This window comes from Bacillus sp. AFS029637 (genome assembly GCF_002584985.1).
Taxonomy (GTDB): Bacteria; Bacillota; Bacilli; order Bacillales; family Bacillaceae_G; genus Bacillus_A.
Map to the genome: position 1 here is coordinate 1 of NZ_NUPZ01000004.1, position 12809 is coordinate 12809.

Annotated in this window: 10 protein-coding genes and 1 riboswitch; of the genes, 5 read left to right on the forward strand and 5 right to left on the reverse strand. The window is 37.9% G+C overall.

Translation table 11 applies throughout. The features are described from left to right. The first annotated feature begins 206 nt into the window (after nt 1-206). The 3 genes from COE49_RS00665 to thiC all read left to right on the forward strand — a co-directional run bounded on the left by COE49_RS00665 (nt 207) and on the right by thiC (nt 5210). Nucleotides 207-1337 (forward strand): RNA-guided endonuclease InsQ/TnpB family protein, encoded by a 1131-nt coding sequence (locus COE49_RS00665; protein WP_098945650.1) that lies wholly within the window; start codon nt 207-209, stop codon nt 1335-1337. A gap of 151 nt (nt 1338-1488) precedes the next feature. Beyond that, nucleotides 1489-3150 (forward strand): L-lactate permease, encoded by a 1662-nt coding sequence (gene lldP, locus COE49_RS00670; RefSeq protein ID WP_088232937.1) that lies wholly within the window; start codon nt 1489-1491, stop codon nt 3148-3150. A 71-nt stretch (nt 3151-3221) separates the two neighbouring features. Then, nucleotides 3222-3337, forward strand: a riboswitch (TPP riboswitch). Nucleotides 3338-3449: 112 nt separating this feature from the next. Beyond that, complete coding sequence (thiC, locus tag COE49_RS00675; RefSeq protein ID WP_088232938.1) at nt 3450-5210, forward strand: phosphomethylpyrimidine synthase ThiC; 1761 nt, start codon at nt 3450-3452, stop codon at nt 5208-5210. A gap of 102 nt (nt 5211-5312) precedes the next feature. Here thiC and COE49_RS00680 read toward each other — a convergent pair whose 3' ends face one another. The 3 genes from COE49_RS00680 to cydA form a co-directional block, all read right to left on the reverse strand. Continuing rightward, nucleotides 5313-6671 (reverse strand): arsenic transporter, encoded by a 1359-nt coding sequence (locus COE49_RS00680; RefSeq protein WP_088232939.1) that lies wholly within the window; start codon nt 6669-6671, stop codon nt 5313-5315. 315 nt (nt 6672-6986) lie between these two features. Then, nucleotides 6987-8012 (reverse strand): cytochrome d ubiquinol oxidase subunit II, encoded by a 1026-nt coding sequence (locus tag COE49_RS00685; protein ID WP_088232940.1) that lies wholly within the window; start codon nt 8010-8012, stop codon nt 6987-6989. Further along, the gene (gene cydA / locus COE49_RS00690) at nt 8005-9360 is read right to left on the reverse strand and encodes a cytochrome ubiquinol oxidase subunit I (RefSeq protein WP_088232941.1); all 1356 of its coding nucleotides are present in this window, start codon (nt 9358-9360) and stop codon (nt 8005-8007) included. The genes COE49_RS00685 and cydA overlap by 8 nt, the downstream gene beginning before the upstream one ends. A 254-nt stretch (nt 9361-9614) precedes the next feature. On the opposite strand from cydA, the gene COE49_RS27470 reads away from it, so the two are divergent. Both COE49_RS27470 and COE49_RS00700 read left to right on the forward strand, forming a co-directional pair. Continuing rightward, nucleotides 9615-9764 (forward strand): hypothetical protein, encoded by a 150-nt coding sequence (locus tag COE49_RS27470; RefSeq protein ID WP_000283175.1) that lies wholly within the window; start codon nt 9615-9617, stop codon nt 9762-9764. A 90-nt stretch (nt 9765-9854) separates the two neighbouring features. Further along, the gene (locus COE49_RS00700) at nt 9855-10940 is read left to right on the forward strand and encodes a transcriptional regulator (RefSeq protein ID WP_098945651.1); all 1086 of its coding nucleotides are present in this window, start codon (nt 9855-9857) and stop codon (nt 10938-10940) included. A 45-nt stretch (nt 10941-10985) separates the two neighbouring features. Here the strand turns inward: COE49_RS00700 and COE49_RS00705 are convergent, their stop codons facing one another. Both COE49_RS00705 and COE49_RS00710 read right to left on the reverse strand, forming a co-directional pair. Then, a complete protein-coding gene (locus COE49_RS00705) occupies nt 10986-11366 on the reverse strand; it encodes a VOC family protein (RefSeq protein WP_088232943.1) in 381 nt (126 codons plus the stop codon). 41 nt (nt 11367-11407) lie between these two features. Further along, complete coding sequence (locus tag COE49_RS00710; protein WP_088232944.1) at nt 11408-12565, reverse strand: acyltransferase; 1158 nt, start codon at nt 12563-12565, stop codon at nt 11408-11410. Nucleotides 12566-12809 lie beyond the last annotated feature (244 nt).

Below are 12809 nucleotides of genomic sequence, written 5' to 3' on the forward strand. Positions count from 1 at the left end.
ATTTAATTAAATCTATCAAAATTCATTGAATCTATCGAACGTACGTGCTATGTTAGATTCAATGAGGTAAGAATAATAATGAAGTTTTTACGAGTTAGTCAAGTATCAGAATTAACAGGTTTGCATCCAAGTAGTCTCAGGAGAACGCTGGTGGAACACGCTACGATTCAGAAGAACAAATCTTTCATTAAAGGAGTTACATTCTGATGATATTGGCGAAGAAAGTTAGACTAATTCCAACGCCTGAACAAGAAAAGGTGCTTAGAAATCATGCTGGCGCTGCAAGATTCGCTTATAACTATTGTAAAAGAATGAGTGATAGATACTATAAGCTATTTGGAAAATCTGTTTCACAGTTAGCTTTACAGAAACGATTTACAAAGATCAAGAAGCGAAAGAGATATGAGTGGTTAAAAGACATTAATGCACAAGTTCCTAAACAGGCTTCAAAAGATTTTGATACGGCTAGAAAAAATTCGTTCAAAAAGTACAAAAATGGTTCTCACACTTCTTATAAATCCAAAAAAGATTTGATCCAAGGATTTTATGCCAATTATGAAAGACTGATTATAGGAAAAAAAGTCGTTCATATTCAGTCTATTGGAGAAGTGAAAACAAGCCAACAACTACCAAGAAATAAAAAACCATCCAATCCAAGAGTTACATTTGATGGTCGTCACTGGTGGATTAGTGTGGGGTTCCAAGAAGACTTTGAATCACAAGAACTAACCAATGAGTCAATCGGTGTGGATGTTGGTTTAAAAGAGCTGTTTGTAGCTTCTAATGGTACGAAAGAACGAAATATAAACAAAGACGCCAAGGTTAAAAAGCTTTTGAAAAGGAAAAAGTCAGCGCAAAGAGATATGTCTAAGAGATTTAAAAAAGGTGTGAAAATTCAATCTGCCGGATATGAAAAAGCGAAAGCGGAGCACCTGCGGTTATCTAGGAAAATTACGAATATCCAAAATAACCATATCCATCAAGCAACAGCTAAATTGGTGAAAACCAAACCAATGAGGATTGTTGTGGAAGACTTATCTATTTCAAACCTGTTAAAAAACAAAAAACTATCGAAAGCATTTTCATTTCAAAAATTAAACTTCTTCTTTCAATGTTTGTCATACAAGTGCGAGAAGTACGGCATTGCGTATGTAAAAGCTGATAAATGGTTCGCTTCAAGCAAGATTTGCTCATGTTGCGGCGTTAAATACGACCATTCAGTTCAACCAGAAGGACAGTGGAGTGTAAAGATTCGTGAATGGCGTTGTGCTTCATGCAATAGTTATCACGATAGGGATGTAAATGCTGCGATAAATTTATCAAGATGGGTAAAATAAATGCTTGATAATAGGAGGTAACGATACTGCCTCGTGTGGAGTGTTATACCCCTCGTCCCTTTGGGGCTGCGAGAACACGATGAAGCACTAACTTGTATAAATTTGATTGAATTGTATAGATTTAGTTAAGTTTATCGTATCGGAGAGAACAATGAACACATGGACACAAGTTTATGATCCGTTCGGCAACATTTGGATTTCGGCGGCGGTCGCACTTATTCCGATTATCTTTTTTTTCTTAGCTTTAGCAGTTTTCCGCATGAAGGGGTATGTGGCAGGATTTATTACAGTTGTACTTACGATTTTAGTAGCGTTATTCGCTTATAAGATGCCGTTCACGATGGCGATGGCAGCGACCGGATACGGTTTCTTATACGGATTATGGCCAATTGCTTGGATCATCATTATGTCGGTATTTTTATATAAAATTTCTGTGAAAACGGGTCAATTCGATGTGATTCGTGCATCTGTATTATCTATTACAAATGATCACCGTTTACTCGTTATTTTAATCGGATTTTCATTTGGAGCATTTTTGGAAGGAGCAGCAGGGTTTGGGGCCCCAGTAGCGATTACGGCGGCGCTTCTTGCAGGTCTTGGATTAAATCCTTTATATGCAGCTGGTCTTTGTTTAATTGCAAATACGGCACCGGTAGCGTTCGGGGCAATGGGAATTCCAATTACAGTTGCTGGACAAGTAACAGGTATTGATCCGCATAAAATCGGACAAATGGCTGGACATCAGTTACCGTTCTTATCATTATTTGTTCCGTTCTTTATCGTATTTTTAATGGATGGATTTAAAGGTGTAAAACAAACTTGGCCTGCGTTATTTGTAGCGGGTAGTTCATTTGCAATTACACAATTCATTACAGCGACATTCTTAGGACCAGAACTTCCGGATATTACATCAGCGCTTGTAAGTTTAGTAAGTTTATCGCTATTCTTAAAAGTTTGGCAGCCGAAAGAGATTTATCAATCGAAGCAAGCGGATGGTGAAGTAGCAGCAGCAACAACGACGGCAGATATGCCGAAACTAACAGTAGGAAAAGTAGTAAAAGCATGGTCTCCGTTCATTATTTTAACTGTGATGGTAGTCATTTGGAGCCAAAGTTTCTTTAAATCGTTATTCGCTCCGGGGGGCGCATTAGAGAGTCTTGTATTTAAGTTTGAGGTACCAGGTTTACACAATTTAGTAATGAAGGCGGAGCCAATTGTAAATAAACCGACGCCTTACGAGGCAATTTTGAAGTTTGACGTAGTATCAGCAACAGGAACAGCAATCTTAATTGCTTGTATCATTTCTATCTTTATTTTGAAAATGAGTGCAAAAGATGCAGTAGCGACATTTAAAGAAACGTTAAACGAACTTAAGATGCCAATTCTATCAATCGGATTCGTATTAGGGTTTGCCTTTATCGCAAACTATTCTGGTCTATCTTCTACACTAGCATTAGCACTAGCTGGAACTGGCGGATTATTCCCGTTCTTCTCCCCATTCTTAGGGTGGATTGGCGTATTCTTAACAGGTTCCGATACGTCAGCGAATGCACTGTTCTCGAATTTACAAGCAATTACAGCGCAGCAAGTCGGTGTATCTGAAGTACTTCTCGTTGCAGCAAATACAACGGGCGGTGTAACAGGGAAAATGATTTCTCCGCAATCGATTGCAATTGCTTGTGCGGCAGTTGGACTTGCTGGAAAAGAATCAGACTTGTTCCGCTTCACGGTGAAACATAGTTTGTTCTTCGTCATTATTGTTGGTATTATGACGTATGTTCAAGCATATTATTTAACGTGGATGATTCCATAAGTGACAAAAGAAATAAAGTTTGCATTTTTCGGATTATCGTGTATGATGGGAAAGTATTGAAAATTAAATCAGTGATAAACTAGGGGTGCCTAACGTATGCGTAGGCTGAGAGAGAAGCGTGTGAACTTCTTAACCCTTTGGACCTGATCTGGCTCGTACCAGCGTAGGGAAGTTAACGGCTTTACATAATGATGTCTTTTATGAGCCAGGTCCTTATTTTTTTATGGACCTGGCTCTTTTTATTTTGGCATGCGCTGGCCATATCTCGTCCTTGTCACGAACAGGGGGCAACAAAAGTTATGAAACAATCTGTTTCGGCTGAGCAAATTGAATTGAAATCGAGTTTACCAGGGAGTAAGAAAGTATATGTGGATGGACCGCGCGCAGGTATGAAAGTGCCGATGCGTGAGATTGAACAAAGCGAAACGAACGGCGTCCAAAATCCACCAATCCGTGTGTATGATACGAGCGGTCCTTATACGGATCCCGAGTATAAAGTGGAGCTGGAAAAGGGGTTGCAGGCGCCGCGCCATTCTTGGATCGTGGAGCGCGGGGATGTAGAGGCATACGAAGGGCGTGAGGTGAAACCAGAGGATGACGGTGTGAAAGTGGCTTCGAAACATACACCTGTTTTCCCGCAAATGAATCGCCAGCCGCTTAGAGCGAAGCAAGGTGCCAATGTAACGCAAATGCATTATGCGCGTAACGGTATTATTACGTCTGAGATGGAATACGTTGCGATTCGTGAAGGAGTAGAGCCTGAGTTTGTTCGTAAGGAAATCGCAGAAGGGCGCGCTATTTTACCAGCGAATATTAACCATCCGGAAGCAGAACCGATGATTATCGGGCGTAACTTCCACGTGAAGGTCAATGCAAATATCGGAAACTCTGCTGTATCTTCTTCTATTGCAGAAGAAGTAGAGAAGATGACGTGGGCGACTCGCTGGGGTGCAGATACGATTATGGATTTATCTACAGGTAAAAACATTCATACGACGCGTGAGTGGATTATTCGTAACGCACCGGTACCAGTTGGAACAGTGCCGATTTATCAAGCGCTTGAAAAGGTAAACGGAATTGCAGAAGATTTAACGTGGGAAGTGTATCGTGATACGTTAATTGAGCAAGCGGAGCAAGGCGTTGATTACTTTACGATTCACGCAGGTGTATTACTTCGTTACATTCCAATTACGGCAAAGCGTACGACAGGTATTGTTTCGCGTGGTGGTTCAATTATGGCGCAGTGGTGTTTATTCCATCATAAAGAAAACTTCCTCTATACTCATTTTGAAGAGATTTGTGAAATTATGAAGCAGTATGATGTTTCGTTCTCTCTAGGAGATGGATTACGTCCAGGGTCGATTGCAGATGCAAATGACGAAGCACAATTTTCTGAGCTTGAAACACTTGGTGAATTAACGAAAATTGCTTGGAAGCATGATGTGCAAGTTATGATTGAAGGACCTGGGCATGTACCAATGCATTTAATTAAAGAGAATATGGAGAAAGAACTTGATATTTGTCAGGGCGCGCCATTCTATACACTTGGACCGTTAACGACAGATATTGCACCAGGTTATGACCATATTACATCGGCAATTGGAGCTGCAATGATTGGCTGGTTCGGAACGGCGATGCTTTGTTATGTAACGCCGAAAGAACATTTAGGATTGCCAAATAAAGATGATGTTCGCACAGGGGTTATTACGTACAAAATTGCAGCACATGCGGCTGATCTTGCGAAAGGGCACAAAACGGCTCATCAGCGTGATGATGCACTTTCAAAAGCACGCTTCGAATTCCGTTGGCGTGATCAATTTAATCTATCTTTAGATCCTGAACGCGCGATGGAATATCACGATGAAACGTTGCCGGCAGAAGGAGCGAAAACAGCTCATTTCTGTTCGATGTGTGGACCGAAGTTTTGTAGTATGAGAATTTCACATGATATTCGTGAATATGCGAAAGAAAATGATTTAGAAACGACAGAAGCCATTGAAAAAGGGATGAAAGAGAAAGCGAAAGAATTTAAAGATACTGGTAGTCATTTATATCAATAACACGTTACACCTCTTTACTTGATTGATCACACTGTAGTACCTAACTTAATTATATAGAAGAAGCCCCCTTTGCTAAGACGGTAGCAAAGGGGGCTTCTATTTTTATAAGGTGAAGAATAAGTGTACCCAGTAGTATAAGAGGAATAATGTGACGACGGTTGTGAGTGGGATAACGATGAGAGATACGCTTAAATAGTCTTTCCATTTCACTTTAATTTTGTTTTGTCTTAGTATATACATCCAAATGAGAGAAGCTAGCGTACCGATTGGTAATAATAGTGAACCGATGTCACTACCAATGATATTTGCGAGATAGATAGTTTTTAATGTGACTGGATCTAATCCCATTTCTGTTAATGTAATGGTACCAATCATAAGGGCAGGGTGATTATTGAAGAGGTTGGAGAGGATAGATACAAGTCCACCCATCGCAAAGCTTGCATAGAGTAGATGTTGATTTACAACTGGCTCGAGCCAATTTACAAGTGCTGCTGTTAATCCTGCATTGTGAAGCCCGTAAATAATTACATACATAGAGAAAGCGAAAATTAAAATGTGCCACGGTGTCTTTTTCAAAATATCGACTGGGTTTGTTCGTAAGTAGTACCATCTCCAAATGAGAAGAACGAGTGAACCGAGTACAGCAACAATTTCGATTGGGATCGATAAGAAGGATGCAACGAATAGAAGACAGCGCATAAGGAAGACGAAACCTAATACTTTTAACATAAATCTTGTACGTTTTTGTTTTGTATCAACAGAATTTTTTCCTTTAAGTGGATGGAAGTTCTTTGTGAAGAAAATTTCTTCAATATCATATGAAGAAACAGGTAATCTTTTCGGAAGTTTTTTCTTTAAAACTGTATACATAAGCCATGACATAAACAGTAGTCCTAATGTTGCTGGTACAAACATCATAGCTGTATGCATATAAAGAGTCATATGGACGATGTTTAATGCAATTAAGTTTACGATATTACTTACACCGATTGGTGCACTGGATGCAGTAGCGATTAAAGCGCCACTTAATAAATAAGGAATTTGTTGATGAGGCTTTAATTGAAGATTTCTTAGAAGAAGAATTAAAATTGGAGTTGTAATTAAAATACTGCCGTCATTATTAAATAAAAGGGTCATAAGGAAACATAGTAATTGAATATACCAGTATAAACGGTGACCGGATCCTTTTGCTAAATTCGCTAGTTTTGCTGCGGACCAATGGAAGAAGCCGAAGCTTTCTAATATAACCGCCATAACGATGGTCGCTAATATTGTTATGGAGGCACCTCCGATTTTACTTATAATGTCCATGACGTCTGGTTTTGATACAAGGCCAGTAATCAGGATAATACCAGCGCCAATTGCTGCTGGCCACGCCTCATTTAAACCACGAGGTCGCCAAAAGATAACAATCATCGTTAAGAAGAATACAATAATAGTAATCCATATTTCAGTACTCATATTTTGCCTACCTTTCTATTTTTCCTTGAACGAATGTAGCTTGTCTCAAGGTTTATATTGGTAGTATATTCAGTGAAAAATAAGAGGAACTAGACGTATAATGGAATGAAGTGAATATGTGTTTTTTATGCTATAGGACAAGTATCACGAGTAGTGAAATAACTATTGTGAGAGGAGTCTATAAATTTGGTGGACAGTCGGATAGTAAGTGGATTTTATATCGGCGTAACTCAAAATATACCAGCGATTTACCGATAAAACATGACAAGGGGAGTCTATCCCAAAATACCTCTTGGAACAGACTCCCCCACTATATTATTTTTCCTTTAAAAAAGTTCGATCCTTCAAGAATAAATTCCAGAAGAAAATGAATCCTGGGAGTAAAATTGCAATCCCAATTGCGTATAAAATAAGCAGTGCATAGAATGTTTCAGGTGTCGTAAAGCTTGTAAATACAGTTACGTCCGGGTAAATGATATACGGTAAATGGGCGATGCCGTAAGCATAGCTTGCAAATCCATATTGAGCAACGACAGCTAAAACGGCGATGCGCGGAAATCCAAGTGTGTCGTACTTTTTGTTTGTCCACCAAAGTGAAGAGTACCCGATAACGAATAAAACGATAGAAACGGTAAACCATTGGAATTGCTTTATTAGCCCTTCCATAAGCCAGTGTGTTTCTGGGTCCATTACAACGAGGGCGATAATAGCCGTAACGAGCGTTGCAGGACCGAGTATGATGGCATTTCTTCTATAAATTTTATATGCATCTTCTGAACCTTGTTCTCTCGCAAAATCAGCAAGAAAGAGAGAGGATAGAAATAGTTCCGAAGTTAGTCCGAAGAGCATATAGCAATAAATAACAGGACTAGAAAGAAGTTTTCCATAAAGGAGTACTTCTTTTCCTTCCGACATTGTAATATAAGCACCTTCTGTAACAGGTAGAACGGTAATTAATAGAGCTGGAATTAAAAGCCCTGTAATACCTGAAATAATACGAAGAAGATGTTGGTATTTTGGCAGTGAATAAGCAAATACCATAAATGTACTGCGAATGGCAACGAGTATTAGAATGAGCATAACTGGTACGAACATAACGGTTGCTAGGGTAAAGGCTGCTTTCGGAAAGAAACCGAGAAAAGCGACAACAACAAAGACGAGAAAGGTATTGGTTACTTCCCAAGTGGGTGATAAGTATCGATTCGCAAGTTTCGCAGCAAGCGTTGGATGTTTCGCGTATACCATGCCCCAAAAACCAGCCCCAAAATCAATGGACCCTAATATACTATAAACAAAAATAAGAGCCCATAAGATGATGATTGCAATACTTTCCTCATGCACGAGAATCGCCTCCTTGGTTATGTAAATCATTCTTTAACGGGTGTTTCTTAAAGAATGTCCGTAGTACAAAGACGGTTAAAATAGCGAGTCCGATATATAAAATAATGAATAGAACAAATAAAGGACCGACGAAATCAGCACGTGTAGAAGCATCCATCGTCCGTTGCATCCCATAAATGGTCCATGGCTGGCGACCGCTACAACTGAAAATCCATCCGAACTCAATGCCGAGCATCATAACTGGCCCGCATGCGGCAGTGCTCCAAAGAAGCCACTTCGGTAACGCTGTCCCTTTTTTTCGATAAACAAAGTACCAATATAAGAGAGCGATTGCTGCAACTGCAAAGGTAAAGGAGGCAGCTCCGACCATTAAGTTGAAAAGTGTATGTGTATAAAATGGTGGCCACGTTTCTTGTGGGAATTCATTTAGTCCTTTTACGACAGTACTAGGATCGAGCCCTACTAATAAGCTGAGCAGGTTTGGAATTTCGAGTGCATAGTTTAGTTCAAGTGTATTCGGATCAACAACCCCACCAATTGATAAAGGAGCGTGCGATGTCGTTTCAAACAAAGCTTCAGCAGATGCAAGTTTTTCAGGTGAGTGCTTATGTAAGGCGATCGCCGATTCGTGTCCTGAAATCCACATCGTAGCACCTGTGATGAATGTAACGACAAGTCCTAATAGTAATCCTTTTTTATGGTAAGCAATTTCACGTTCGCTTATATTTCTCCTTAATAATTTAAATCCAGCGATAGAGGCAATGACAGCTGCCCCAGCTGCATAGGCCGTAATAACAACGTGGAATGCACTTGTGCCAAAGCTTGGATTAAAGAAAGCTTTCCACGGATCCACGTTAAAAACTGACCCATCTGGCCCCATTGAAAAGCCTGCAGGTGTATTCATCCATGTATTTGCTGATGTAATAAGCACGGCGGATGCCGTGGCACCAAGCATTACGAAAAAGAGTGATACTAATCTCATAAATGGAGGTAGTCTATCAGCTGCATATACGTAAATAGACATGAATAAAGCCTCTAGAAAGAAGGCGAAAATCTCAATTTGAAAGGGAACAGAAATAACTTGTCCAACAATTTTGGCAAAACCGGGCCACAGAAGTGAGATTTGTACACCGACAATGGTTCCAGTTGGAATTGCTACACCAAGAAGGATTGCAAATGCCTTTGTCCATCTTTTTGCCATAATGGCATAGTCGGAATCTTTCTTCCAGTGATAGAGTATTTCGCTTACGAAAATCATTAATGAAAGCCCGACTCCAAGTGTTGCAAAGATAATGTGGAATGCTAATGAAGAACCAAAAAATGCTCTTGCTAATGTTACGGTATCCATATGTAAACTCCTCTTCTTTTTTTACCATTATTTTCTGATTGAATTGGAAGATTTATTCAATAAACTGCCAAAAATATATGTGTATTTAAAAAGTGAATATGGTAATAAAGTGTTCGAATATTCCAAAGAAAAAGAAATGAATATTTGATAATATTTTGTTTGTTTTTTGTTTAGGAATCTTTTATAATCTTTTATGCGAACGTGAGTTCTGTTTCCGGGATGAAGAAGTTTATGTGAAATGGAGATGGTGTTTTATGTATCCTGAAGTCATTAAAAAGATGGCATTTTCAAAAGAGCATAGAGATTTATTATTAAAGTTGTACAATAAAGAAATTACGCGTCGTGAATATGATCGGCTTGTGGAATCGCTATATAGACCTTCTAAAGAGGCTTACGAGGGATAAGGTGAGGGAGACAATCTAATAGATTGTCTTTTTTTAATTGACGTATGTTCTGTTAAAATTAAGGTTAGCCTTATTAGGGAGGTGAAAAGATTGCGGAAACGTATATATATAGGGATTGGAGTTATGCTCTTAGTCGCTTTAGGTGGAATTGTATTTTGGTCAGCCTTACAAGGAAACCGTACAGAATACTTTATTTTAAGACATATGGTGAATGAAAATGGGACGCTTGCTACATATCGTTTAGCAGATACAAAGGCTGGCATAGGGGAAGCAAAAGGCCGTGAAGCTTTATCAGAATCGGCAGGACTATGGCTACAATATACTCTTGATAAAGACGATCAAGCGTTATTTGATGAACAAGTAAAGGTCATTCAAAATAACTTTTTACATAAGGATCGCATCGTTGTATGGAAAATCTCTGAAAAGGGAGAAATGCAGTCAGCTACAAATGCTCTTATAGATGATCTTCGTATTATAGAACAATTATATCGTGCTTATGAAATGTACAAGGAAGAGCGTTATAAAAACCTTGCAGATCAATTGAGTGATGCTGTACTTCGTTATAATAAAAAAGGTAATTATTACGTTGATTATTATGATGCAAATACAGGTAAACAAAATAATTTTGTAACAACATCTTACATAAACCCGCACGCATTTTTTTATATGAAAAAGTACGAGAAAATTTCTGCTCAGCAGTATCAAGAAGTAATTCAGTTTTTAGCTGATTATCCGAGAAATGGATGGGCATTCCCAAAAGAGTATAAAGAAGGTGGTACATTTACATACGATAAAGAAGTGAATCTGATTGACCAATCATACGTTGCTTACCATCGTAGTTTAGGTGGTCTTTCATCAGATGCATATTTGGAATTTATAAAGAAGAAGTTCCAGGAGGACGGGAAGTTATACGGTCGATACAATTTAGAAACGGGAAAACAAACGGTGAATTATGAATCGCCAGCTGCTTACGGGCTAACAATTTTATACGTACTACACACAGGTGATACAAATTTTGCGAAGGAATTATATGAGCAAATGACTACATTCCGAAATGATAATGTGTTTAGTAGATATTACGGTGGATACGTGACAGGTGAAAATAATAATACACATATTTTTGATAATGTTTTGCCGCTTTTAGCTGAAATAGAATTAGAGAAGAGTAAAAAATAAAATGGTTATCCTTTCAAAATATATATGTGAAAGGATAACCATTTTTTATTTGCGTTCCATTACGGCAAAGTAATTATTTTCATTATCTGCAAAGTTGAACGCTCTACCAGTAGGTAAATCTACAACTTGTCCAACTGTTACGTTTTTCTCAGAAAGATCTTTATACAGCTGATCTAAGTTGTTAGAGAAGAACATAAGTGAAGGGGTATTAAGATTTAATTCAGGCTGCATCTTCGCAATTAACGCTTTATCGTGAAGGACGATGCTTGTGCCGGCTTCTTTTGCTGGTGCAATTTCAATCCAGCGAAATCCTTTTCCGTTATTTTCTTCTGCGATGATTTGGAACCCTACTTTTTCTGTCCAAAATTGTACGGTTTCATCTTGGTTATTTACATATAGCATAATTTGTCCAACTTGATTAATCATAGATGTCTCCTGCTTTCTTTTCTTATATGCGTATAATTATATCAAATATATGGTTTGAATAGTTTTTCATGATTTTTTCGGAGTGCAATCTTCGCCCATTTTATATTTGTCGTAGGAGAAGGTCCTGTAATCCATATATGAAATGGTAGTGTGCTACAAATGACCATTGTTGAAATAGATATAACAGCTGTTAATGCAAATAGTAATAGGCTATATAATATAGTATTTTCTTGCAGTGTGAATAAAGAAAGAAGTTTTGTACATAGTTGCAAGAAGAAAAAATGTGCTAAATAAGCGCCATACGTGTAGTTTCCAATGAATCGTAACGTTTTATATAAGAAACCCCGGCGCTGTACAATTGTAATAGATAACACGTACAGTATCATAATTTCACAGACTATATATAAAAACATGGACGGTTTTAAATAAGTAGAAACGGTTAAATGAATAGAGTTTGCTCCGTAAAAGCTAAATAGTTCATAATTGATAAACAAAAATAAGATAAAAAATAATATTGTGATAAGCGGTATATGTTTCATGACGAATAGACGCCAAGTTTTTAGTGCTACAGCGGCAATGCCTCCCATAACGAAATAGAATGAGTAGAATAGAAAGGATCGATCTGTATAATGTAAAATGGTCGAACTCGTTAATTTTTCTCCATTAAAAATGTAGTGGGAAGAGAACCACATTAAAAGGAAATATAGACATGCAAAGATGGTCATATATTTATATATGTCTTTTTTATTTGTTGTTCGTTTTTGAAACCAATAAAATAGTGTGCAAAGTAAAGGGAACAATAAGTGAATTTGGAACATCATAATAACGTACCAAAGATGAGGTGCGGCCGTTCCGAGTAATAAACTTTTTATTCCGCCTTGTAATGTAATCATGTCGTTTGTTGTTAATAAGTACAGAATAGACCAAAAGAAATAAGGAATGAGTAAGTGTGTGGCTTTTTCATAAATATATTCTTTGTATACGAGTTGCTTTGTATAGTGACGAATTAAATGAAATCCAACGATAAATATGAATGCAGGTGCTGAAAATTTTGCGAGATTAAATAACATACCCATAATGAGGGATTGTTCAAGTAAGACATTTCCTTGATTCATTGTATATAATAAGGAACTTTGCAAAACGACAGCAAGAAATGCAATGCTTTGCAAAACTTTAAATTCTGGTGCGCTTTGTGTCATGGTCTCCATCTCCTTTTCCATACATGATTATAGTACGGAGAATGGATGAGAGGTGTGGAATATTTGTGAAGATTTTAACAAATTTGTGGCGGGAGGAGATGAATGAAATTATATCAACGATTTTTCGGATATATCTATCACAACTTCAAATATATCAACGATTTTTTCAATATATCGACGTTTCGACAAGGGATATCGACTTATCAACAAATAACGACAAAAAGAGGATGCTCCAAAATGAGCA

What these genes read in the sequence shown, in the direction of transcription:
- COE49_RS00665 (WP_098945650.1), top strand. Translation starts at nt 207, where the DNA reads ATGATATTGGCGAAGAAAGTTAGACTAATTCCAACGCCTGAACAAGAA.
- COE49_RS00710 (WP_088232944.1), bottom strand. Translation starts at nt 12,565, where the DNA reads ATGACACAAAGCGCACCAGAATTTAAAGTTTTGCAAAGCATTGCATTT.
- COE49_RS00680 (WP_088232939.1), bottom strand. Translation starts at nt 6,671, where the DNA reads ATGAGTACTGAAATATGGATTACTATTATTGTATTCTTCTTAACGATG.
- COE49_RS27470 (WP_000283175.1), top strand. Translation starts at nt 9,615, where the DNA reads ATGTATCCTGAAGTCATTAAAAAGATGGCATTTTCAAAAGAGCATAGA.
- cydA (WP_088232941.1), bottom strand. Translation starts at nt 9,360, where the DNA reads ATGGATACCGTAACATTAGCAAGAGCATTTTTTGGTTCTTCATTAGCA.
- COE49_RS00705 (WP_088232943.1), bottom strand. Translation starts at nt 11,366, where the DNA reads ATGATTAATCAAGTTGGACAAATTATGCTATATGTAAATAACCAAGAT.
- lldP (WP_088232937.1), top strand. Translation starts at nt 1,489, where the DNA reads ATGAACACATGGACACAAGTTTATGATCCGTTCGGCAACATTTGGATT.
- thiC (WP_088232938.1), top strand. Translation starts at nt 3,450, where the DNA reads ATGAAACAATCTGTTTCGGCTGAGCAAATTGAATTGAAATCGAGTTTA.